Genomic DNA, 22,552 nt, shown 5'->3' with positions numbered 1-22,552 from the left:
GGAAGGGGGACGGGGGCGGGGACTCGGGACTGGGACGGGGACCGTCAGGGGGCCGTGCGGCGGTTCGCGGGGCGGGCGGTCAGAGTTTTCCGCCCCGGCCCCCGTCGCGCCGGGCGGGCGCGATGAGCGTCGACAGGTACGGCAGTGGGGCGCCGTCGAGGTCGGCGGCGGGCCGGACGGACTCCTCCGGCAGTCCGAGCGCGGACCCCCACACGGCGTCGTCGATCCGCCCGGTCTCGCGCAGCGCCTCGGCGACCTCGCCGGCCTGCCGCCCGAACTTGTAGGCCACGACGGTCCCGGGACCGCTCAGGGCGTCCCTGAGCACGGCCGCGCCCGCGGTGACCGGCACCAGCGTGAGCGGCTCGGTCCCCTCCGTCAGCACGGCACCCGACCGGGAGGCGAGGTCCTGCATGGCGGTGATGCCCGGCACGGTCCCCACGACGGTCCCGGGCACCAGCTCGCCGACGGTCTGCGCGAGATACGTGAACGTGGAGTACACGTTGGGGTCGCCGATGGTCGCGAAGGCGACGGAGCCGTGGGCGCGCAGCAGACCGGCGACGCGGGCGCCCGCCGCGTCCCAGGCGGCCTCGCGACGTGCCCGGTCGGTGCGCTCGTTCAGCGCGAACACGACCCGGACGACCTTCTCCCCGGGCACGTAGTGCAGCACGGTCGCCTCGGCCCGGCCGCGCTCCCCGGTGTCCAGCACCGGCACGACGACGACCTCGGCGGCGCGCAGGGCGTTGACACCCTTCACGGTCACCAGCTCCGGATCGCCCGGACCGACCCCGACTCCGATCAGCCTGCTGCTCATGACGTCCGGCACCTCTCCACGAACCGACGGGCGACACCGGGCTCGGACGCCCAGTGCGTGTGCAGATAACTCGCGTGCACACCGCGCTGTACGAATCCTTCGACCCGCCGCGCGGGGGTGAGGACGCCCCAGGCGGGTCCGGCCCCCGCGCCCGGCTCGACGGCGGTGCGGTGGAACTCGTGCCCCCGCATCCGCGTCCCGGCCACGGCGAGCACGCTGTTCCCCACGGCCACCGCGTCCCGGTAGCCGAGGGTGAGCCGCTCCGTCATCCGGGCCGTGGCGTCGAGCACCCCGCACATGGGCAGCCCGTCCAGCTCCCGGCACAGGTACAGCAGCCCCGCGCACTCGGCGGCGACGGGGGCCCCGGCGTGCGCGAGCTCGGTGACGGCCTTGCGCAGCGGCTCGTTGGCGGACAGCTCGGCGGCGTACACCTCGGGGAACCCGCCCCCGATCACCAGTCCGCGTGTCCCGTCGGGCAGGTGTTCGTCGCGGAGCGGGTCGAAGGTGACGACCTCGGCCCCCGCGGCGGCGAGCAGCTCGGCGTGCTCGGCGTAGGAGAAGGAGAAGGCGGGCCCGCCGGCCAGCGCGATCAGGGGCCCCTTCGATCCGTCCGGCGTCCGGGGACGAGGCCCTTCGGGCGGAAGCGGGGGTCCGGCAACGACGGCCCCCGTGGACGGGACGGGAAGGTGCCCAGGGGCCGCGGAATCCAAGGCGCCGGCGGAGAAAACCGAGGCGCCGGCGGCCGAAGACGTCGTAGCGCCTGCCGCAGAGGCCGGAGCGCCAGCCGCGGAGGCCACGGCACCGGCGTAAGGAGCCGGGACGCCCGCCGAAGGGGCCACCGCACCGGCGGACGAAACCGGGGCGCCGGCCGAGGGCGCCGCAGCACCGGCCGGCGAACCCGGAGCCTCGGCCGAAGAGGCCAGCGCCGCCCCCGCGTCCCAGGCCGCGCAGGACAACGCCCCCGCCCCCCGCGCCACCGCGACGAGGGCCTCCAGATCACACCCGGTGACGACCTGCGCCGCCATCGCGGCCACGGCCTCCAGGGCATCCGCCCGCCGCTCGGCGACCGGCACCAACCCCAGGTGCCGCGACGGCGTCCGGACCTGCGCGACCCGCCGCAGCACCCCGAGCACCGGCACCCCGGCCGAATCCAGCGCCTCCCGCAGCAGTTCCTCATGCCGATCGGACCCGACCTTGTTCAGGATCACGCCCCCGACCCGCACCTGCGGGTCCCAGGACGCGAACCCGTGCACCAGCGCCGCCACCGACCGCGACTGCGCCGACGCGTCCACCACCAGCACCACCGGAGCCCGCAGCACCTTGGCGACCTGCGCGGTCGACGCCAGCTCACCCTCCCCGGCGGCACCGTCGTACAGCCCCATCACCCCCTCGATCACGGCGATGTCGCAGCTGCGCGCCCCGTGCGCGAACAGCGGCCCGATCAGCCAGGTACCGCACAGGTACGCGTCGAGGTTCCGCCCCGGGCGCCCGGTCGCGAGCGCGTGATATCCGGGGTCGATGTAGTCCGGGCCGACCTTGTGCGGGGACACGGTGAGACCCCGCGCGGTCAGCGCGGCCATCAACCCCGTGGCCACGGTGGTCTTGCCACTGCCCGAGGAGGGCGCGGCGATCACCAGCCGGGGAACAGCGCGGACGGGCGAGGCGGACGAGACAGGCGAGACGGCGGACACGGCGGAGACAGACTGCATGGGCGAGACGGTGGAGGCGGACGACACGGGCGCGGCGGCCGGGGAGGCCGGTCCGGCCGGGGAAGGAGTCACCACTCGATGCCCCTCTGCCCCTTCTGCCCGACGTCCATGGGGTGCTTGACCTTGGACATGTCGGTCACGAGGTCGGCGAAGTCCACCAGGCGCTGCGGCGCGTTCCGCCCGGTGATCACCACATGCTGGTTGCCGGGCCGCGTACGCAGCACGTCGACCACCTCGTCGGTGTCGACCCAGCCCCAGTGCATCGGGTACGCGAACTCGTCCAGCACGTACAGCCGGTACGTCTCGGCGGCCAGGTCCCGCTTGACCTGCTCCCAGCCCTCGCGGGCCTTCTCCTCGTTGTCGAGCTGCGCGTCGCGCTGGACCCAGGACCAGCCCTCGCCCATCTTGTGCCAGTCGACGGTGCCGCCCTGCCCGCAGGCGCCCAGCACGCGCAGCGCGTTCTCCTCGCCGACCTTCCACTTCGCGGATTTGACGAACTGGAACACCCCGATCGGCCACCCCTGGTTCCAGGCGCGCAGCGCCAGTCCGAACGCGGCCGTCGACTTGCCCTTGCCGACGCCCGTGTGCACGACGACCAGCGGCCGGTTGCGCCGTTGACGGGTCGTCAGGCCGTCGTCGGGTACGACACTCGGCTGTCCCTGCGGCATTACGCGGCCCTCCTGTTGCCCGGTACGTCCCTGCCCCGCACGTCCTTCACGAGCCCGGCGATCGAGTCCGCCCGCAACGCGTCCAGCGTCACCGCCGTACCACCCAGCTCTCCCGCGAGCTGCCCGGCCAGCCCCAGCCGCACCGGCCCCGACTCGCAGTCCACGACCACGGAGGCGACACCCCCGGCGGCGAACAGTCGTGCCGCACGCGCGGCGAGCGCCACCGGCTCGGGACCGCCGGTGGCCCGGCCGTCGGTCACCACGACGAGCAGCGCCCGCCGCGCGGGATCGCGCAGCCGCTCCACCCGCAGCACCTCGTGGGCGCGCAGCAGCCCGGCCGCGAGCGGCGTACGGCCACCCGTGGGCAGCGACTCCAGCCGCGAGGCCGCCGCATCGACCGACGACGTCGGCGGCAGCGCCACGTCGGCCGCCGACCCCCGGAAGGTCACCAGCCCCACCTTGTCCCGCCGCTGATAGGCGTCCAGCAGCAGCGACACCACGGCACCCTTCACGGCACGCATGCGCTGCCGCGCGGCCATCGAGCCGGAGGCGTCCACGACGAACAGCACGAGGTTGGACTCGCGGCCCTCCCGCACGGCCTGCCGGAGATCCTCCCGCCGGAGGACCAACCCCGTCCCGCTGCGCCCCCGTGCCCGCTGATGCGGGGCGGCGGCCCGCACGGTCGCCGCCAGGTGCAGCTTGGTCAGCGCGCCCCGGGGACGGCGCGCCCCGGTGGTCCGCCCGTGCTCGGTCCGCGCCCGCGAACGCCGCCCGGCGGCGCCCTCCCCGATGCCGGGCACGCTCAACGCCTTCGCGCGAAACGGCTCGGCGGCCCGTACGGCGGACTGCTCGCCCGCGCCGGCCCCGGACGGCTGCGGCTGCCCGTCCCGGCCGGCCTCCGTCTGCGCGCCGGTGCTCCCGCCGTCGGGCCCCTCGGACGGCGACCGGCCACCGCCGCCCCCTCCGCCGCCACCGTCGTCCGGCCCGTCCGGGCCGGGATCGTCGCCGCTCGCGTCGCCGGACTCCTCCAACGCCTCGTCCAGCTTGTCCTCGTCCAGACCGGGCGCGTCGAACGGATTGCGGCGCCGGCGGTGCGGCAGCGCGAGCAGCGCGGCCTGCCGCACGTCCTCCGCGAGTACGTCGGTCCGGCCCGCCCACGCGGCCAGCGCCGTCGCCGTACGCGCCATCACGATGTCGGCCCGCATGCCGTCCACCTCGAACGCGGCGCAGGTCGCCGCGATCTGCCGCAGCGCCCCGTCCCCCAGCCGCACCCGCGGCAACAGCGCGCGCGCCGCCACGACCCGCGCCCGTACGGCGGCCTCCTCGTCGGCCCAGCGCGCCGCGAACCCGGCCGGATCGTCGTCGTGGGCGAGGCGTCGCCGCACGACCTCCACCCGCTGACCGGGTTCCCGCGACGCCGCCACCTCGACGGTCAGCCCGAACCGGTCGAGCAACTGCGGCCGCAGCTCACCCTCCTCGGGGTTCATGGTCCCGACGAGCAGGAAACGTGCGGCGTGCCGCACCGAGACACCCTCGCGCTCGACGTACGAGGCGCCCATCGCCGCCGCGTCCAGCAGCAGGTCCACCAGGTGGTCGTGGAGGAGGTTGACCTCGTCGACGTACAGGATCCCGCGGTGCGCGTCCGCCAGCAGGCCCGGCTCGAAAGCCTTCACGCCCTCCGACAGAGCCCGCTCGATGTCGAGCGCGCCGACGAGACGGTCCTCGGAGGCGCCGACGGGCAGCTCGACCATGCGGGCGGGACGCGTCCCGCCCGCCCCCGCCCCGTGCGGCCCGTCCGGGCACGACGGGTCGGGCGAGCCGGGGTCGCAGGAGAACCGGCAGCCGGGCACCACCGGCACCTCGGGCAGCAGCGCCGACAGCGCCCGTACGGCCGTGCTCTTCGCGGTGCCCTTCTCGCCGCGTACGAGTACGCCGCCCACCTGCGGCGACACCGCGTTCAGCAGCAGCGCGAGCCGCAGGTCGTCCTGGCCGACCACGGCCGTGAAAGGAAAGGGGGTGGTCACCGGTCGCCCTCCAAGTCGCCTTCGAGCTCCAGATAGACGGCGCGCAGCCGCTCCAGCGTGTCCGCGTCCGGCTCCGCCCACAGACCGCGGTCCGCGGCCTCCAGCAGCCGTTCCGTGATGCCGCGCAGGGCCCACGGGTTGGACTGCCGCATGAACTCCTGGTTCTCCGGTGCAAACACGTACTCCGCGGACAACTTCTCGTACATCCAGTCGTCCACGACCCCGGCCGTCGCGTCGTACCCGAACAGGTAGTCCACGGTCGCCGCCATCTCGAAGGCGCCCTTGTAGCCGTGCCGGCGCATCGCCGCCATCCAGCGGGGGTTGACGACCCGGGCGCGGAAGACCCGGTGGGTCTCCTCGCCGAGCGTCCGCGTCCTCACCTGGTCCGGGGTGGCCGAGTCGCCGACGTACGCCTCGGGGCTCGCGCCCGTCAGGTGCCGCACCATGGCGACCATGCCGCCGTGGTACTGGAAGTAGTCGTCGGCGTCGACGAGGTCGTGTTCCCTGGTGTCGACGTTCTTCGCCGCCACCGCGATCCGCCGGAACGCCGTCTCCATGTCGCCGCGCGCCGCCCGGCCGTCGAGCCCGCGCCCGTAGGCGTAGCCGCCCCACACCGCGTACACCTCGGCGAGGTCGGCGTCCGAGCGCCAGTTGCGGGCGTCGATCAGCGGCAGCAGGCCGGCCCCGTACGCCCCCGGCTTGGAGCCGAAGACGCGGGCGGTGGCGCGGCGCCGGTCCCCGTGCTCGGCGGTGTCCGCGTCGGCGTGCGCCCGCACGTGGTTGACGTCGGCCGGCTCGTCCAGGTCGGCCACGGTCCGCACCGCGTCGTCGATCAGCCCCACGACGTGCGGGAACGCGTCCCGGAAGAAGCCCGAGATGCGGACCGTGACGTCGATGCGCGGCCGGCCCAGCTCCGCCGGGGGCACCACCTCGAAGCCGGTCACGCGGCGCGAGGCGTCGTCCCACACCGGGCGGCAGCCCAGCAGCGCCAGGATCTCGGCGATGTCGTCGCCCTGCGTACGCATCGCGGACGTGCCCCACACCGTGAGGCCCACGGACTCCGGGTACCTGCCGGTGTCCTTGACGTAGCGGGCGACCAGCGAGTCCGCGAGGGACTGGCCGACCTCCCAGCTCAGCCGGGACGGGATCGCCTTGGGGTCGACCGAGTAGAAGTTCCGGCCGGTCGGCAGGACGTTGACCAGGCCGCGGGTGGGGGAGCCGGACGGGCCGGCGGGCACGTAGCCGCCGTCCAGCGCCCGCAGGATGTGGTCGATCTCGTCCGTGGTGCGCGCCAGCCTCGGCACGACCTCGTCGCAGGCGAACTCCAGCACGGCGACGGCGTCGGGGAGTTCGGTGCCGAGCACCTCCCGCACCAGCCCCGGTACGGCCGTGACGTCCCAGGCGCGCGCCTCCATGCCCTCCGCGCACCGCCGGCACAGCTGTTCCAGCAGGTCGATGGCGTCGGCCCCGGTGCGGTCCGGGCCGTCCACCAGGCCGCTCAGCCCGGCAGGCACCTTCACGGGCGCGCCCGGTTCGGCGAGCAGTTCCTTCTCGCTGAGGCCGAAAGACGACGCCAGCGCGGCCCGCAGGCCAGGCAGCGCGTTCGCCCGCCCGCCCCACACCTGTGAGGCCCGCAGCACCGCCAGTACCAGGTTCACGCGGGGTTCACCGACCGGGCCGCCGCCCAGGACGTGCAGGCCGTCGCGGATCTGCACGTCCTTGATCTCGCACAGGTAGCCGTCGATGTGCATGACGAACTCGTCGAACCCGGCGTCGTCCGGCTGCTCGTCCACGCGCAGGTCGTGGTGGAGCTCGGCCGCCTTGACCAGCGTCCAGATCTGCGCGCGCACCGCCGGTGCCTTCACCGGGTCCAGGTCGCAGACCAGCGCGTACTCGTCGAGCAGCTGCTCCAGTCTGGCCAGGTCGCCGTAGGTGTCGGCGCGGGCCATGGGCGGCACCAGGTGGTCCACCACGGTGGCGTGCCCGCGCCGCTTGGCCTGCGTGCCCTCGCCGGGGTCGTTGACGATGAACGGGTAGACCAGGGGGAGTTCGCCGAGCACGGCGTCCGGGGCGCAGCCGCCGCTCAGCCCCAGGCCCTTGCCGGGCAGCCACTCCATCGTGCCGTGCTTGCCCATGTGCACGATCGCGTCCGCGCCGAAGCCGCCCTCCGACGTCGCGGCCTCCAGCCAGCGGTACGCGGCCAGGTAGTGGTGCGAGGGCGGCATGTCCGGATCGTGGTAGATCGCGATGGGGTTCTCGCCGAAGCCGCGCGGCGGCTGGATCATCACGACGACGTTCCCGAACCGCAGCGACGCAAGCACGATGTCGTCGCCGTCGACGTACAGCGAACCCGGCGGCTCACCCCAGGCCTCCAGCATCGCGGCCCTGAGGTCCGGGTCGAGCCGGTCGAACCAGGCCCGGTAGTCGGCCAGTGGCACCCGTGCGGGCGCGGCGGCCAGCTGGTCCTCCGTCAGCCACTCCACGTCGTGCCCGCCGGCCCCGATGAGCCGGTGGATCAGCTCGTCGCCGCCCGAGGGGTACCCGCGGACGCCGTACCCGGCGTCCCGCAGCGCGTCCAGCACCCGTACCGCCGACGCGGGCGTGTCGAGGCCGACCGCGTTGCCGACCCGCGAGTGCTTCGTCGGGTACGCGGTGAAGACCAGCGCCAGCCTCTTCTCCGCGTTGGGCTTGTGCCGCAGCCGGGCGTGCCGTACGGCGATGCCGGCCACGCGCGCCGCCCGCTCCGGGTCGGCGGTGTACACCGGGACGCCGTCCGGGCCCTGCTCCTTGAAGGAGAACGGCACGGTGATCAGCCGGCCGTCGAACTCGGGGATGGCGACCTGCATCGCGGCGTCCATGGGGGACAGCGCGGTGTCGGACTCCTGCCAGGCGGCGCGCGAGGAGGTCAGGCAGAGCCCTTGCAGGACGGGCACGTTCAGGTCGGCGAGGGCGCCGACGTCCCACGCGTCCTCGTCCGCCCGTCCGCCCCCGCCGTCCTCGGCGGCGGTGCCGCGCACCACGGGGTCGTGCCCGCCCGCCGAGGCCCCCGCCGCGTGCGTGCCGCCCGCCGCGAGCACGGTCGCGACGAGCGCGTCCGCCGCCCCGAGCAGCTCGTACAGCCCGGCGTCCGCGCCGCGCAGCGAACCGCAGTACACCGGCAGGGCGTTGGCGCCGTGCGCCTCGATCGCGTCGCACAGGCTGTCCACGAAAGCGGTGTTGCCGCTCAGTTCGTGCGCCCGGTAGAAGAGCACGCCGACCGTCGGCCGGCCCTCGGCCCGCGCGCGGGCGCCGTGCACGCCGTACTCGGGCATCTGCCGCGGCCCCGCGAAGCCCTCGCCGGTCAGCAGCACGGTGTCCGACAGGAACCGGGCGAGCTCGGTGAGGTTCTCCGGCCCGCCCTCCACCAGGTACCTCAGCGCCTCCGCGACCACACCGGCGGGCACCGACGACTCGGCCATCAGCTCCGCGTCCGGCACGGCCTCGCCGCCCAGCAGCACGGTCGGCACCCCGGACGCCCGCAGCGCCGCCAGCCCGTCCTCCCAGGCCCGCCTGCCCCCGAGGAGGCGTACGACGGCGACGTCCGTGCCGTCGAGCAGCGCGGGCAGCTCCCCGGCGACGTCCACGCGGGTGGGGTTGCCGATCCGGTAGGACGCGCCGGAGGCACGGGCCGCCAGCAGGTCCGTGTCGGCGGTCGACAACAACAACACTGTGCTCATGCGGGCGCTCCCGGTGGAATGAAGGGCAGTCCTCGTGGCGCGCCGGACTCGATGAGCCGCCACAGCGCGTCCGTGTCCGCGTGCTGTTCGATCAGGTCGCCGAGCCGGTCGAGCTGCTCCTCGCGCAGCGCGGCGAACGATGTGCCGGGGGCCGGCACGAAGCGGCGGCTCGCGGCTGCGGCGACCTCGCGCAGGAAGGCCCGCCGGAAGCCGTCCGACTCCAGCGAGCCGTGCCAGTGCGTGCCCCAGGTGTGCCCGACGCGGCATCCGTCGAGGAAGGGCTCGCCGCCCCGGACGTCGGCGACGCCGTGGTGGATCTCGTACCCCTCGACGCGCTCGCCGAGGGCCTCGCCGACCGGCCGCGTCAGGGTCTTCTCGCGGGCGAACCGCACCCGCACGGGAAGCACGCCGAGCCCGTCGACATGCCCGCGGCGGCTCTCGACGTCGTCCTCGATGTGCTCGCCGAGCACCTGGAAGCCGCCGCAGACCCCGAGCAGGGGCCGCCCCTCCCGGGCCCGCCGGACCAGCGCCCGGGCCAGCCCCCGCTGCCGCAGCCAGTCCAGCGCCCGCACGGTCCCGCGCGTTCCGGGTACGACGACGAGGTCCGCGTCCGCCAGTTCCTCCGGCCGGTCCACGAACCGCACCACGACACCCGGCTCGGCCGCCAGCGCGTCCACGTCGGTGAAGTTCGACATCAGCGGCACCGCGCACACCGCCACCCGCAGCACGTCCTCACCGACGGGCGGCGCCACGGCCGACTCCCGCACCGTCCCGCGCAGCGACACCCGCAGCCCGTCCTCCTCGTCGATCCCGAGCCCGTGCCGGAACGGCAGCACCCCGTACGACGGCCGCCCGGTCAGGCCCCGCAGCATGCCGAGGCCCGGCTCCAGCAGGGACACGTCCCCGCGGAACTTGTTGACGAGGAACCCGGCGACCAGTTCCTGGTCCTGCGGGGAGAGCAGCGCCACCGTGCCGAAGAACGACGCGAAGACCCCGCCCCGGTCGATGTCGCCGACGACGAGCACGGGCAGCCCGGCCCCCCGCGCGATCCCCATGTTCACGATGTCGGTCCGGCGCAGGTTGATCTCGGCGGGCGACCCGGCGCCCTCGCAGATCACCGCGTCGTACGAGGCCCGCAGCTCGGCGAGACAGTCCAGCACCGTGCCGAGCAGCTCCCGCTGCCGCCCGCCGTGATAGCCCCGCGCGCTCATCTCGCCCACCGGCCTGCCCAGCAGCACGACCTGGCTGGACTGTTCGCCGCCCGGCTTGAGCAGCACCGGGTTCATCAGTGCCGTCGGCTCCACGCGGCACGCCTGCGCCTGCATGGCCTGCGCCCGCCCGATCTCGGCGCCCTCCCGCGTCACGAACGAGTTCAGCGACATGTTCTGCGCCTTGAACGGCGCCACCTTCACGCCCCGGCGCGCCAGCCAACGGCAGATCCCGGCCGTGACGACGCTCTTGCCCGCGTCGGAGGTGGTGCCGGCGACGAGCAGCCCCCCACCGTTCATGACGTACGCCCCTTCACACGAATCCGGCCGTTCACGCCGTGCGCCTCTCCCCGGGCGGCTGACGCCGTACGCGCTCCACGAGGAGCCGTCCGGCCGCGCAGACGCCGAACGCGAGCAGTCCCACGCGCCGCGACAGGCGTACCGCGCGGTCGATGTCCCGGACGTCGACCGCGCGTCCCGCCGCCGCGTTGAGCACGGGCCGGTGCTCGACCCGCCCCCCGTACGACAGCGTGCCGCCCAGCCGCACCCCGAGGGCGCCCGCGAACGAGGCCTCCACGGGCCCGGCGTTGGGGCTCGGGTGCTGTCGCGCGTCGGCACGCCAGGCCCGCAGCGCGCCCCGGGGGCGGCCGCCGGACACGGCGGCGAGGGCGGCGGTCAGCCGGGCCCCGGGCCAGCCGGCGACGTCGTCCAGCCGCGCCGAGGCCCAGCCGAAGCGCCGGTACCTCGGGGACTGGTGACCGACCATCGCGTCCAGCGTGTTGACGGCCCGGAAGCCCACCAGCCCCGGCACCCCGGCCACGGCACCCCACACGAGGGCGCCCACCACGGCGTCCGAGGTGTTCTCCGCGACGGACTCGACCACGGCGCGGGCGATGCCGTCGGCGTCCAGCGCCCGCGGGTCGCGCCCGCACAGGTGCGGCAGCCGGGCCCGCGCCGCCTCGACGTCCCCGGCCCGGAGCGCCCGCCCGACGGCCCCCGCCTCCCGGGCCAGCGACGTTCCGCCGACGACGGCCCAGGTGGCGGCGGCGGTCAGCGCGACGGAGGCGGCGGGGGAGCGGCGTACGGCACGGGCGGCGAGGGCGGCGGCCGAGACGGCCCCACCGGCGCACACGGCGGTGTGCAGCGCGCCCCACCCTCGGCGGTCCCGCCAGCACAGCCCTTCCACGACGGCCGCGGCCCGCCCGAACACGGCAACGGGATGCCCGCGGCGCGGATCGCCGAGGAGCAGGTCGCCGAGGAGGCCGGTGGCGGCGCCGTACGCGAAGACGCGGTCGGCACCCATCGGTTCAGCCGACCGCGGTCGCAGACGGGTCGGCCGGGAAGTACCTCAACAGGCAGCCGCGCATGGCGATATGTCCTCACTCAGGGTGTCCGCGCCCTGGTTCGACGAGACCGGCGGTGAGAGTTCCTGGCTTCCGGGGTGTGCACCCCGGTGACAGTGGCGGGACCGCGCCGGATTCGCACCGGCTTCCTCTCTTGCCGCCGTACTTGGCCCGGGCAGTCCACCACGCCCGCGAACATCGGTCAACCTGCCGTTGACCTGCGAGGGCGGAGTGTGCGAAGGCCCACACGACGGTGTCCGCCGCGGGAAGGGCGCCGCGCTCCACGGGATCCCGGCCATGACGAAACGGGGTGCGGGGGCGGTGGTCCGTCCCGCACCCCGCGGTGCCGTGTGCCCGCCTGCTCCGGCGCCCGGGCGCCGTGGCGTGTCAGGCGACGATCAGATAGATGCCGTAGCCCACGGCCGCCGCGCACGCCGCGAAGCACGCGTACGCGCCGGTGACCGCGAGGGTCGCGGAGCCGCCCTGCTCGACGGCCCGCTCACGGCGGGACAGCCCGGCGATGCCGACGGTGAACAGGCCCACCAGGGCCACGGTGACCACGAAACTGACTCCGAAGACGGAGCCGAGGGCCGCCCAGTCGATCTTCATGCTGCTTCTCTTCCTTCGCGCCCGGCGCCCCCGGCGGACCGGGGGTGCGGGGGAGCGGGGGCTCGGGGTCTCAGACGGTCGTGGGGGCCGACGGGGCCACGGGGGCAGGCGGGGCGGAGGCGACCAGAGGAACCAGGGGTGCCGAAGCCGCCCCGGGCCCGTCGGTGGCCTGGGCCGGGATGGTCGCGGAGAACTCCTCGGTCATCGTGCCCGCGGGGGGCGGGGTGACGGCGGCGATCGCGGTGGTCACCACGCCGGCCGGCTCCTCGACGTCGTTGACGTTCGTGGCGTCGACGACCTCGCGCCGGGAGAGCTTCCAGATCCAGGCGCTGGAGGCGATCAGGAAGACGGCGACGAGCGCCGTGCCCCAGTCGCCCAGGTCGCAGACGTACTCGGCGAGGGCGGCGACCAGGGCCGCGGCCGGCAGCGTCAGACCCCAGGCGATGAACATCCGGGTGGCCGTCGACCAGCGCACCACGCCGCCCTTGCGGCCGAGGCCCGCGCCCATCACCGAACCGGACACGGAGTGCGTGGTGGACAGGGAGAAGCCGAGGTGGGAGGAGGCCAGGATGACCGTGGCCGCGCTGGTCTGGGCGGCGAAGCCCTGCTGCGGCCGAAGCTCGGTCAGGCCCTTGCCCATGGTGCGGATGATGCGCCAGCCGCCGAGGTAGGTGCCCATCGCGATGGCGAGACCCGCGGAGAGGATGACCCACAGGGGCGGGTCGGAGTCGGGCGCGACGGCGCCGCCGGCGACCAGGGCCAGGGTGATGATGCCCATCGTCTTCTGCGCGTCGTTCGTGCCGTGCGCGAGGGAGACCAGGGCGGCCGAGGCGATCTGGCCGGAGCGGTAGCCCTTCCTGGCGGCCTCACCGTCGGACTTCTTGCCGAGGACGTACGTCAGCCGGGCCGCGAACAGCGCGGCGACGCCCGCGACGATCGGCGCGGCGATCGCCGGGAGGAGGACTTTGGTGACGAGTACGTCGCCGTGCACCGCGCCCAGGCCGGCGGAGGCGATGGTGGCGCCGATCAGACCGCCCATGAGGGCGTGCGAGGAACTGGACGGGAGGCCGACCAGCCAGGTCACCAGGTTCCAGAGGATCGCGCCGACCAGGGCGGCGAAGATGACCTCGGGACGGATGCCGGCCTCGTCGACGAGACCCTTGGAGATCGTGTTGGCGACCTCCACGGAGAGAAAGGCGCCCACCAGGTTCAGCGCGGCGGACATGGCCACCGCGACCTTGGGCTTGAGCGCGCCGGTCGAGATGGTGGTGGCCATCGCGTTGGCGGTGTCGTGGAAACCGTTCGTGAAATCAAACGCGAGTGCGGTGACGACCACAATCGCGAGGATCAGCGAGAAGCTTTCCATTTACCCAGACAATCGTTCGAGGTCATTGTCGAGTTGAACGTAGGCAACCCGGGTGAACGGAAGATGAACTGAGGAGGGCTTGACGGTGACCGGAGCAGGGGGGTGTCGCGTCCTTGCGGGACGCCCGCCCGGCACCCCGGCACCCGCTCGCCCCGCGGCGCCCGCCGGCCCGGCCCCGCGACCGCCGGCGGAGGTCCGCCTCACCCGCACCGGCCTGGCAGGATCGCCCCATGACTGAGCACCGCGAGGAAGCGACCGTGACCAGGGACGGGAACGTGGACGACACGGGGGCGCACGCCCGGAGTGAAGCGGCGGCGCGCACCGGAAGCGCGGCGGAGGAGCGGGCCTGGGGCGAACTGGTCGCCGCGGCCCGCCGGACCGTCCGTGACGGCCTCGTCGTCGGCACCTCGGGCAACGTCTCGGTACGCGTCGGCGACACCGTCCTCGTCACCCCGTCGGGCGTCCCCTACGACCGGCTGGCACCCGACGACATCACCTGCGTCGACCTCGACGGCCGGCAGGTCCTCGGCACCCTGGTGCCCACCAGCGAACTGCCCATGCACCTCGCCGTGTACCGCACCACCGACGCCCGCGCCGTCGTCCACACCCACGCCGTGCACGCGACGGCCGTCTCCACACTCGTGCCCGAGCTGCCCCTCATCCACTACATGGCCGCGCCCCTCGGCGGCCCCGTCCGCGTCGCCCCGTACGCGACGTACGGCAGCGCGGAGCTGGCCGAACACATGCTCCGGGCCCTCGCCGGCCGCACCGGCTGCCTGCTGCGCAACCACGGCACCATCACCTACGGCGCCACCCTCGACCAGGCCTACGACCGCACGGCCCAGCTGGAGTGGATGTGCCGCCTGTGGCTCACGGCGTCCTCCGTCCCGGGCACCGCCCCGACCCTCCTGACCCCGGAGCAGCTGACCGAGGTGCAGGAGAAGATGCGGGGTTACGGGCAGCGCCCCTGAGCCCGCGGACCCGTCCACCGGGCGGCGGCAGGCGAGCCGGTCCACTGGCCGCCGGGCGGGTCCACCGGGACACTGGACCGGTGCGCACAGTCAACGCGACGGCCACCGCCGTCACCGCAGCCCTGGCAGTCGCCGCCGCGGGCGTCGCCGTCGGCCGGCTGGCCGCCGACGCGGCGCTCAAGGCGGCCCCGGGCCGGCCCCTGCCGACCGAACCCCGCCTCACCGTGCACGGCACGGCCGCAGGCCAGATCACCCTGACCCGCGACCTCGCCACCCTGCGCCCCGGCCGCTACGGACTCACCGGGAACGGCACGCACGCGATCGTCGGCCCCGTCCTGCCCGACGCCGAGCACACCGCCGACACCGTCGTACGCCGCCTGGAACGCGTCACGCGCGGCACGCTCGAACCCGGCGACAGGGCCTGGCTCACCCCTTCCGTCCACATCGGCGACCCCGGCACCGCCCTCGGCCTCGACCACACCGACGTCGAGGTCCGCGGAGAACTCGGCGCGCTCCCCGCCTGGTTCGTGCCGGGCAGCCGGGACACCTGGATCATCGCGGTGCACGGCCTCGGCACCACCCGCGAACACACCCTGAACGTCATGGGTTTCCTGCACCGCCACCACTTCCCGGTGCTCGCCCTCGCCTACCGCGGGGACGCCGGAGCCCCGCGCCCGCCCGACGGCCTCGGCCACCTCGGCGAGACCGAGTGGCACGACCTGGACGCGGCGATCCACCACGCTGTACGGTCCGGCGCCCGCCGCGTCGTCCTGCACGGCTGGTCCACCGGCGCCACCATGGCGCTGCGCGCCGCCGCCCGCTCCGAACTGCGCGACCTCGTCTCCGGGCTCGTCCTGGACTCCCCCGTGCTCCACTGGGAGACCACCCTGCGTGCCCTCGCCGCCGCCCGCCGCACCCCGAGCGTCCTGCTGCCCCTCGCGGTACGCGCCGCCCAGGGCCGCATGAAGGCCTCCCCCCAGCACCACACCGGGACATCAGGGACTCCAGGAACCACCGGGACCACCGGGACCACCGAGACCCCGAGGGCCCCTGAGACCCCCGGCGCCACCGGGGCATCCGGAACCGCCCGCCCCGCCACCGCCCCGGAAGGCCCGCGCATCCCGACCCTCGTCGTGCACGGACCCGACGACCGGGTGGCCCCCTGGCAGCTGTCCCGCCGCCTCGCCGACGCCGGCCCGGGCCCGGTCACCCTGCACACCGTCCGCAACGCCCCGCACGGCGCGATGTGGAACGCCGACCCGGACGCCTACGAAGAGGTCCTGCGCCGCTTCCTGACCCCTCTCGTGTGAGCACGGCCAGAGCCATCCCGACCATTCCGCTTAACACCTCACATCGACCCGTTCCAGGTGTCTCACCACATGTGGAAGCGGTCCCCGGGCCGTTCTCGTGACCTCCGTCAGCATTCCGTTTGGGTTTTCCGACCGTCAACCGGAAGACTGCACCCGTGACGTCCCGTATCCCGCGCGACTCCAGGCTCCGACTCGTCCGCCCGCGACCCCTGGCCGCTGCCTCGAGAACGATGAACCAACGGCCCTCCCGCCGCCCCGCGCCGCGCCCCCCGGAGGGCACTCCCGCCCGCTCCGAACTGGCCGGCATGGCACGTTCGGAGCTGGCCGGTGCCGCCCTCGTGGCCCGCTGGGCCGACAGCACCCTCGGCCCCGGCCGCGGCGGCGCCACCGCCGACGGCCAGGCCACGCTCTCCGAGGCGACCGCCGAACGGGCGGCCGAGGACCTCGGCCTGACCCTGGCTCAGGTACAGGCCGTCTGGGACACCGCCCGGCTCGCCGGCCTCGTCGAGGTGCACGGCGGACGCGCCCGCCCCGGCTGGCGGCTGCGCGCCTGGAACCGCGACGACAGCGCCGTCCTGCGCGGCTGGGTCGCCCTCTTCGACGCCTGGTCGCTCGCCTGCCCGGAGCCCGCCGAGCACGCGCCCGCCGCCGTCGCCGAGGTGGTCTCGGCCATGCCGCAGGTGCTGTCCTTCCTCCAGCTGTCCGCCGGGCCCGTCCCCGTCCCGCAACTCCTCGACCTGCTGCAGCAGCGCGTCACCGAGCTGCGCACCGAGCGCTGCGAAATCCCCTACGGCCCGCAGCCCGAGCCCGTCGCCCCCCAGCCGGCCGACGAGACCTCGCTCGCCCCGCTCCTCGACTGGGCCCTGCGCGCCCTCGCCTCGGTGGGCGCCCTCACCTACGGCGACGGCCAGGCCACCCTCACCCCGCTCGGCAGCTGGGCGGTCTGGGTCAAGCTGGAGCAGATCTGCGTCGCCGCGCAGAGCCCCGCCGGGAACATCGAGCAGTCCGCCGAGGCCATGCTGCGCGGCTGCGCCCAGCTCCGCCCCAACGCCGCCCGCGCCGAATACCGCGCCTGGCTCGCCGCCCGCCCCGTCGGCAGCGCCGTCGCCGAACTCCTCGGCGCCGCCCGCGGCGAGGACGCCCTGCTGCGCGGCCTGGCCTTCGAGGCGCTGCGCGTCGTCGGCGCCCCCGCCGAGCCCGACGTGCGTGCCGTCCTCGACGAGCCGACGCTCAGGCCGTACGCCCTGCTGTGGCTGGCCGAGCACGAGGGCGCCGACCCCGAGGACGCCCACGAGGTCCTCACCCGGGAGGAGGCCACCTGGCTGTGGGTCGACACCGCCGCCGCGGTCGCCGACCACGGCGAGGCCCAGCTGCTCGTACGGCACCTGGAGTCCGCCGTGCAGTCCACGGTGCCGGCGCTGCTGGACGCGATACGCGCCGTGGGACACCCGCGCACCGTGCAGGTACTGGTCGCGCTGGCCGCCGCGCACCCCGACCCGGCGCTGGCGAAGGCCGTACGCCGGGCCGCATTCCAGGTCCACACCGGCCGCAACTGACCGACCCGGGAGGACGCCGTGGAACCGGCCGCCGGGAGCCGCCTCCCCGGGGAAGCGGCTCCCGGCGGCCGGCGCCCCCGGGCGGTCAGCCCCCGAGCACCGGCGCGTAGGTGCCGAAGCTCCACACATTGCCCTCCACGTCCCGGGCCATGTAGTCCCGCGAGCCGTAGTCCTGGTCCGTCGGCGGCATCAGGATCTCCGCGCCGTGCTCCACGGCCCGCCGGTGGTGTGCGTCCACGTCGTCCACGACGACGTACACCCCGGCGGTGCCCGCGTCCTTCATCGCCGCGTCGAACACGCCGCCGCGGCCCTTCGAGCCGAGCATCACCACGCCGTTGGCCTGGGCCAGCTCGGCGTGCATCACCGTGCCGTCCTCGCCCTCGTAGACCGACAGCTCCGTGAAGCCGAAGGCCTCCGTGAGCTGGCGGATGGCCGCCTTCGCGTCCGCGTAGAGCAGCGTGGGACAGATGCCCGGGGGGCCGCCGACCGTGCCTGCCATGCCGATCACTCCCTTGTGATCATCGTGGGAACGATCACCTGCCGCTCAGTCTCGCAGCCACCACTGACAACGCCCGCCGGACGCGGGCCGGCCCGGTGATCGAACGCGCGCACGCAGAAAAAGTGCTTGCACGAGCCCGGTAGACTGGCCTCCATGGCCATTCTCCTCGCGCATTAGACGGCGGGAACGCCCTCAGCCGCCCATCCCGCTCCCACCCGCCCTGGAGTCTGACCAGTGATCTCCGCCTCCGGCATCGAGCTGCGCGCCGGTGCCCGCGTCCTCATCGAAAGCGCCACGTTCCGCGTCGCCAAGGGCGACCGCATCGGCCTCGTCGGCCGCAACGGCGCAGGCAAGACCACCCTCACCAAGTGCCTCGCGGGCGACGGGATCCCGGCCGCGGGCACCATCACCCGCTCCGGCGAGGTCGGCTACCTCCCGCAGGACCCCCGCACCGGCGACCTCGACACCCTCGCCCGCGACCGCATCCTCTCCGCGCGCGGCCTCGACGTCCTGCTCCGCAAGATGCGCGAGAACGAACAGCGCATCGCGAACGGCCAGGGCGCCACCCGCGAGAAGGCCCTGCGCCAGTACGAGCGCCAGGAGACGGAGTTCCTCACCAAGGGCGGGTACTCCGCGGAGGCGGAGGCGGCCACCATCGCCGCCGCGCTGAACCTGCCCGACCGCGTGATGGGCCAGCCCCTGCACACGCTCTCCGGCGGCCAGCGCCGCCGCGTCGAACTGGCCCGCATCCTGTTCTCCGACGCGGACACCCTGCTGCTCGACGAGCCCACGAACCACCTCGACGCGGACTCCATCGTCTGGCTGCGCGACTACCTGAAGACCTACCGCGGCGGCTTCATCGTGATCTCCCACGACGTCGACCTGGTCGAGACGGTCGTCAACAAGGTGTTCTACCTGGACGCCAACCGCGCCCGGATCGACGTCTACAACATGGGCTGGAAGCTCTACCAGCAGCAGCGCGAGGCCGACGAGAAGCGCCGCAAGCGTGAGCGGCAGAACGCCGAGAAGAAGGCCGCCGCGCTCAACGCCCAGGCCGACAAGATGCGCGCCAAGGCCACCAAGACGGTCGCCGCGCAGAACATGGCCCGGCGCGCCGAGAAGCTGCTCTCCGGCCTGGAGGAGGTCCGCCAGAAGGACAAGGTCGCCAAGCTGCGCTTCCCGGAGCCCGCCCCCTGCGGCAAGACCCCGCTGATGGCGGAGGAACTGTCGAAGTCGTACGGCTCCCTGGAGATCTTCACCGACGTCAGCCTGGCCGTCGACAAGGGCTCCCGCGTCGTCATCCTCGGCCTCAACGGCGCCGGCAAGACGACCCTGCTGCGCCTCCTCGGGGGTGTCGAACAGCCCGACACCGGCATGGTCGTCCCCGGCCACGGCCTCAAGCTCGGGTACTACGCGCAGGAGCACGAGACCCTCGACCCCGACCGCACGGTCCTGGAGAACATGCGCACCGCCGCGCCCGACCTGGACCTCGTGGAGGTCCGCAAGGTGCTCGGCTCGTTCCTGTTCTCCGGCGACGACGTCGACAAGCCGGCCCGCGTCCTCTCCGGCGGGGAGAAGACCCGGCTCGCCCTCGCCACCCTCGTGGTCTCCTCGGCGAACGTGCTCCTGCTGGACGAGCCGACGAACAACCTCGACCCGGCCAGCCGCGAGGAGATCCTCGGCGCGCTGCGCACCTACAAGGGCGCCGTCGTCCTCGTCACGCACGACGAGGGCGCCGTCGAGGCGCTCCAGCCGGAGCGGATCATCCTGCTCCCGGACGGCGTCGAGGACCTGTGGGGCTCCGACTACGCGGACCTGGTCGCCCTCGCCTGACCCTCGTCCGACGAAACCGGACCGTGTGGATCCACTCGCTATGGATCATTCGGCCCATCGGTGATCCACCATCTGTGTGAGATCTCCTCGTATCGAGGTGTGTCCTACACGGATTTCCCGGCCGATCCCTTGATCCCCGAGGGGTCGGCCGTCGCGCGTTCCTGACCAGGAACTTCACGGAACAACCCGTTCGGACGCATGGACCACAACACCTGGAATGACTTCTTCCACTTGTGGGGACGCGCTCCTGTCGTCACGACGATGTCCCACGGACCTTGCCGAATGGGTGGCCATCCTGCCCCGGAGGGGTGATCATGAGGAGAACCAGAGCGCACTTCCCATGAGGAGGCACGGGTGGCCGAGACTCTGAAGAAGGGCAGCCGGGTGACCGGCGCCGCGCGCGACAAGCTCGCGGCAGACCTGAAGAAGAAGTACGACGCCGGTGCGAGCATCCGGGCGTTGGCCGAGGAGACCGGCCGCTCGTATGGCTTTGTGCACCGCATGCTCAGCGAGTCGGGCGTCACGCTGCGAGGGCGTGGCGGGGCGACTCGGGGCAAGAAGGCCTCGACGGCCTGATGCCCCGGGCAGCCTCACGGCTCCAGGGCTCCGACGGTGGCCACCCGGTCGGCCGACCGGCAGACCGGGTGGTTACTGTGCAGTCACTTAAGGACGCCGTACGGACTCCGCAACGGAACTCCGTACGGCATCCGCACTGACCGCACCCATCGGAGGCGCCCCATGGCTTCGCCCGCCAAGGACCTCGGTCCGGTACTCGACAAGGACGGGGTACGGCTCACCGTCGACGACGCGCTCGCCACGGTGACGCTGACCAACCCCACCAAGCGCAACGCGCAGAGCCCCGCTCTGTGGCGCGCGCTGGCCGAGGCGGGCCGGCTGCTGCCGGGCGCCGTCCGCGTCGTGGTGCTGCGGGCCGAGGGCAAGTCGTTCTCGGCCGGCCTCGACCGGCAGGCGTTCACGCCCGAGGGCTTCGACGGGGAACCGTCGTTCATCGACCTCGCGCGCGGCGGTGACGCCGAGCTCGACGCGGCCATCGCCGAGTACCAGGAGGCGTTCACCTGGTGGCGGCGCAACGACATCGTGTCCGTCGCCGCGGTCCAGGGGCATGCCATCGGAGCGGGCTTCCAGCTCGCACTCGCCTGTGACCTGCGCGTCGTCGCCGACGACGTGCAGTTCGCCATGCGCGAGACCAGTCTCGGACTGGTGCCGGACCTGACCGGCACCCATCCGCTCGTCGGCCTCGTCGGATACGCCCGCGCCCTGGAGATCTGCGTGACCGGGCGCTTCGTCACGGCCGGGGAGTCCGTCACCACGGGCCTCGCCAACCTCGCCGTGCCCGCCGGCCAGCTCGACGACGCCGTACGCGACCTGACGGCGGCCCTGCTCGCCGCGCCCCGCAACGCGGTCGTCGAGACGAAGGCGCTGCTGCGCGGCGCGCTCGACCGGGACCACGAGGCGCAGCGCGTCGCCGAACGCGCGGCCCAGGCGCGCCGGCTGCGGGACCTGGCCGGGATGGGCGACTGAGTCCGTACCCCGCCGCCTGTCGTCACTCGACGGCGGTGACCAGGACCGTCACCGTCGGGCGGTCCGGCAGCAGCTCACCCGTCCGCGCGCGGACCTCCCGGGCCACGTGCAGCGCCCGGTGGTCCGCGCGCACGGCGATCTGCACCTGAACGTGCCGCCTCGGCAGGGCGGGGTCCCCGTCCGTCGCCGCTTCCCAGAACCCCACCGGCCGCCGCGCCGGCACGCCGGTCAGCCCGGCGACCCCGGGAACGGCCAGCACGGCACGGGCCACCCGGCCGGCGTCACCGGAGTCGGAGTCGCGGACGTCGGCGGGAGGGTGCCCCCCGTCCGTGGCGTCCGCGGGGGCCTCGCTGCCGGCGGCGTCCTGGCTCTCCCACAGGTCCGTCACCCGCAGGTCCACCTTCGTGACCCGCAGGCCCAGCCGGTGCGTCGCCGCCGTCGACAGGGCCGTCCGGAGCCGGGACGCCGTCTCGGGCAGGGGCTCCGTCGCTGTCGCCGCGAAGTCGGCCGTCACGCGCAGCGGGCCGGGCGGCAGGGCGCCGGGCGGCGGCGGCACGACCGGGTCGGTGGTGTCCTCCGGGTCTGCGAGGGCGATGCGCACCCGGCCCGGCCGTACGCCCGGCACGTTCCGCGCCGCGTCCCGCAGCACCGCCCCGGCCGCGGCCTCCGCGAGCCATGCCCCGTCGTGAGGTCCGCCGAGGGGCAGCAGCCTGCCGAGGCCCACCTGCTGCCGTACCGTCCGTGTCCACCGGTCAGCCGTCATTCCTCCAGCTTGCCGTACCCCCGGCGCGCGAGCGCGCATCCGCGCTTACGGTGGTCACAAGGACGACCGAAAGGGACGTGCGAACATGAATGATATGACTGAGTCGAATCAGACAAGTGCGAAGGAAAGCGGCATGGAGCTGCCCGGCACCTCCGGTGCCCACAGGGCGCAGCCGGCCAGGCGGGGCGGCGGAGACCCCGGCACGCGCGGCCGCACCACCATCGCCGACGGGGTGGTCGAGAAGATCGCCGGGCTGGCCGCACGGGACGTCGACGGCGTGCACGCCATGGGCAGCGGTATCTCGCGGACCTTCGGGGCCGTACGGGACCGGGTGCCCGGGGGTGCGAAGTCGGTGACCCGTGGGGTGAAGGCCGAGGTCGGCGAGGTGCAGACGGCTCTCGACCTGGAGATCGTCGTGGACTACGGCGTCGCCATCGCCGACGTGGCCCGGGACGTGCGCGAGAACGTCGTCGCCGCCGTCGAGCGGATGACAAGTCTGGAGGTGGTGGAGGTCAACATCGCGGTGAGCGACGTGAAACTGCCCGAGGACGAGGACGAGGAACCGGAAAGCCGGCTCCAGTGAGCCCCGTCCGGACCATCCGGGACGGGCGAGCCGGGACGATG

18 protein-coding genes and 1 riboswitch are annotated in these 22,552 nt (G+C 74.1%); of the genes, 7 read left to right on the top strand and 11 right to left on the bottom strand.

Features of this window, described 5'->3' with window-relative positions; translation table 11 throughout:
- Positions 1-79: 79 nt before the first annotated feature.
- The 9 genes from cobI to ABZ354_RS12795 all read right to left on the bottom strand — a co-directional run bounded on the left by cobI (position 80) and on the right by ABZ354_RS12795 (position 13,454).
- Positions 80-811: a precorrin-2 C(20)-methyltransferase gene (gene cobI / locus ABZ354_RS12835; protein WP_358655944.1), complete on the bottom strand. Its 732-nt coding sequence runs from the start codon at positions 809-811 to the stop codon at positions 80-82.
- Complete coding sequence (locus ABZ354_RS12830) at positions 808-2,520, bottom strand: cobyrinate a,c-diamide synthase (protein ID WP_358655942.1); 1,713 nt, start codon at positions 2,518-2,520, stop codon at positions 808-810. The genes cobI and ABZ354_RS12830 overlap by 4 nt, the downstream gene beginning before the upstream one ends.
- Positions 2,521-2,588: 68 nt before the next feature.
- A complete protein-coding gene (gene cobO, locus ABZ354_RS12825; RefSeq protein ID WP_358655940.1) occupies positions 2,589-3,188 on the bottom strand; it encodes a cob(I)yrinic acid a,c-diamide adenosyltransferase in 600 nt (199 codons plus the stop codon).
- Positions 3,188-5,212 (bottom strand): putative cobaltochelatase, encoded by a 2,025-nt coding sequence (locus ABZ354_RS12820; protein WP_358655938.1) that lies wholly within the window; start codon positions 5,210-5,212, stop codon positions 3,188-3,190. Before ABZ354_RS12820 ends, cobO begins: the two co-directional genes overlap by 1 nt.
- On the bottom strand, positions 5,209-8,928 hold the full coding sequence (cobN, locus tag ABZ354_RS12815) for a cobaltochelatase subunit CobN (RefSeq protein ID WP_358655937.1): 3,720 nt from the start codon (positions 8,926-8,928) through the stop codon (positions 5,209-5,211). Before cobN ends, ABZ354_RS12820 begins: the two co-directional genes overlap by 4 nt.
- Positions 8,925-10,436: a cobyric acid synthase gene (locus ABZ354_RS12810; RefSeq protein WP_358655935.1), complete on the bottom strand. Its 1,512-nt coding sequence runs from the start codon at positions 10,434-10,436 to the stop codon at positions 8,925-8,927. Before ABZ354_RS12810 ends, cobN begins: the two co-directional genes overlap by 4 nt.
- Before the next feature lie 31 nt (positions 10,437-10,467).
- Positions 10,468-11,439, bottom strand: coding sequence for a cobalamin biosynthesis protein (locus ABZ354_RS12805; RefSeq protein ID WP_358655933.1), 972 nt, complete (start codon positions 11,437-11,439; stop codon positions 10,468-10,470).
- Positions 11,440-11,538: 99 nt separating this feature from the next.
- Positions 11,539-11,680, bottom strand: a riboswitch (cobalamin riboswitch).
- A 186-nt stretch (positions 11,681-11,866) separates the two neighbouring features.
- Positions 11,867-12,088, bottom strand: coding sequence for a hypothetical protein (locus tag ABZ354_RS12800; protein ID WP_358655932.1), 222 nt, complete (start codon positions 12,086-12,088; stop codon positions 11,867-11,869).
- A 70-nt stretch (positions 12,089-12,158) separates the two neighbouring features.
- Positions 12,159-13,454: an inorganic phosphate transporter gene (locus ABZ354_RS12795; RefSeq protein WP_358655930.1), complete on the bottom strand. Its 1,296-nt coding sequence runs from the start codon at positions 13,452-13,454 to the stop codon at positions 12,159-12,161.
- A 230-nt stretch (positions 13,455-13,684) separates the two neighbouring features.
- Between ABZ354_RS12795 and ABZ354_RS12790 the strand changes: the two genes are divergently transcribed.
- The 3 genes from ABZ354_RS12790 to ABZ354_RS12780 all read left to right on the top strand — a co-directional run bounded on the left by ABZ354_RS12790 (position 13,685) and on the right by ABZ354_RS12780 (position 17,291).
- Positions 13,685-14,425 (top strand): class II aldolase/adducin family protein, encoded by a 741-nt coding sequence (locus tag ABZ354_RS12790; RefSeq protein WP_358655928.1) that lies wholly within the window; start codon positions 13,685-13,687, stop codon positions 14,423-14,425.
- A gap of 80 nt (positions 14,426-14,505) precedes the next feature.
- The gene (locus tag ABZ354_RS12785; RefSeq protein ID WP_358655926.1) at positions 14,506-15,735 is read left to right on the top strand and encodes an alpha/beta hydrolase; all 1,230 of its coding nucleotides are present in this window, start codon (positions 14,506-14,508) and stop codon (positions 15,733-15,735) included.
- Positions 15,736-16,040: 305 nt separating this feature from the next.
- Positions 16,041-17,291, top strand: a complete 1,251-nt coding sequence (locus ABZ354_RS12780) for a hypothetical protein (RefSeq protein WP_358655924.1) — start codon at positions 16,041-16,043, stop codon at positions 17,289-17,291.
- A gap of 85 nt (positions 17,292-17,376) precedes the next feature.
- On the opposite strand, the gene ABZ354_RS12775 is transcribed toward ABZ354_RS12780, so the two are convergent.
- A complete protein-coding gene (locus tag ABZ354_RS12775; RefSeq protein WP_358655922.1) occupies positions 17,377-17,790 on the bottom strand; it encodes a VOC family protein in 414 nt (137 codons plus the stop codon).
- Positions 17,791-18,024: 234 nt separating this feature from the next.
- Between ABZ354_RS12775 and abc-f the strand changes: the two genes are divergently transcribed.
- From abc-f to ABZ354_RS12760, 3 genes are all read left to right on the top strand, one after another.
- Complete coding sequence (abc-f, locus tag ABZ354_RS12770; protein WP_358655921.1) at positions 18,025-19,623, top strand: ribosomal protection-like ABC-F family protein; 1,599 nt, start codon at positions 18,025-18,027, stop codon at positions 19,621-19,623.
- 354 nt (positions 19,624-19,977) lie between these two features.
- On the top strand, positions 19,978-20,199 hold the full coding sequence (locus ABZ354_RS12765; protein ID WP_358655919.1) for a helix-turn-helix domain-containing protein: 222 nt from the start codon (positions 19,978-19,980) through the stop codon (positions 20,197-20,199).
- A gap of 162 nt (positions 20,200-20,361) precedes the next feature.
- Positions 20,362-21,165, top strand: coding sequence for an enoyl-CoA hydratase/isomerase family protein (locus ABZ354_RS12760; RefSeq protein ID WP_358655917.1), 804 nt, complete (start codon positions 20,362-20,364; stop codon positions 21,163-21,165).
- Positions 21,166-21,187: 22 nt separating this feature from the next.
- On the opposite strand, the gene ABZ354_RS12755 is transcribed toward ABZ354_RS12760, so the two are convergent.
- Positions 21,188-21,928, bottom strand: a complete 741-nt coding sequence (locus ABZ354_RS12755) for a nucleopolyhedrovirus P10 family protein (protein ID WP_358655915.1) — start codon at positions 21,926-21,928, stop codon at positions 21,188-21,190.
- Between the two features lie 133 nt (positions 21,929-22,061).
- Here ABZ354_RS12755 and ABZ354_RS12750 point away from each other — a divergent pair, with 133 nt between their 5' ends.
- Positions 22,062-22,511, top strand: a complete 450-nt coding sequence (locus tag ABZ354_RS12750) for an Asp23/Gls24 family envelope stress response protein (protein ID WP_358656215.1) — start codon at positions 22,062-22,064, stop codon at positions 22,509-22,511.
- Positions 22,512-22,552 lie beyond the last annotated feature (41 nt).

It is taken from the genome of Streptomyces sp. NPDC005925 (assembly GCF_040638805.1).
Taxonomy (GTDB): domain Bacteria; phylum Actinomycetota; class Actinomycetes; order Streptomycetales; family Streptomycetaceae; genus Streptomyces.
This window is presented reverse-complemented; position numbering and strand designations above follow the sequence as displayed.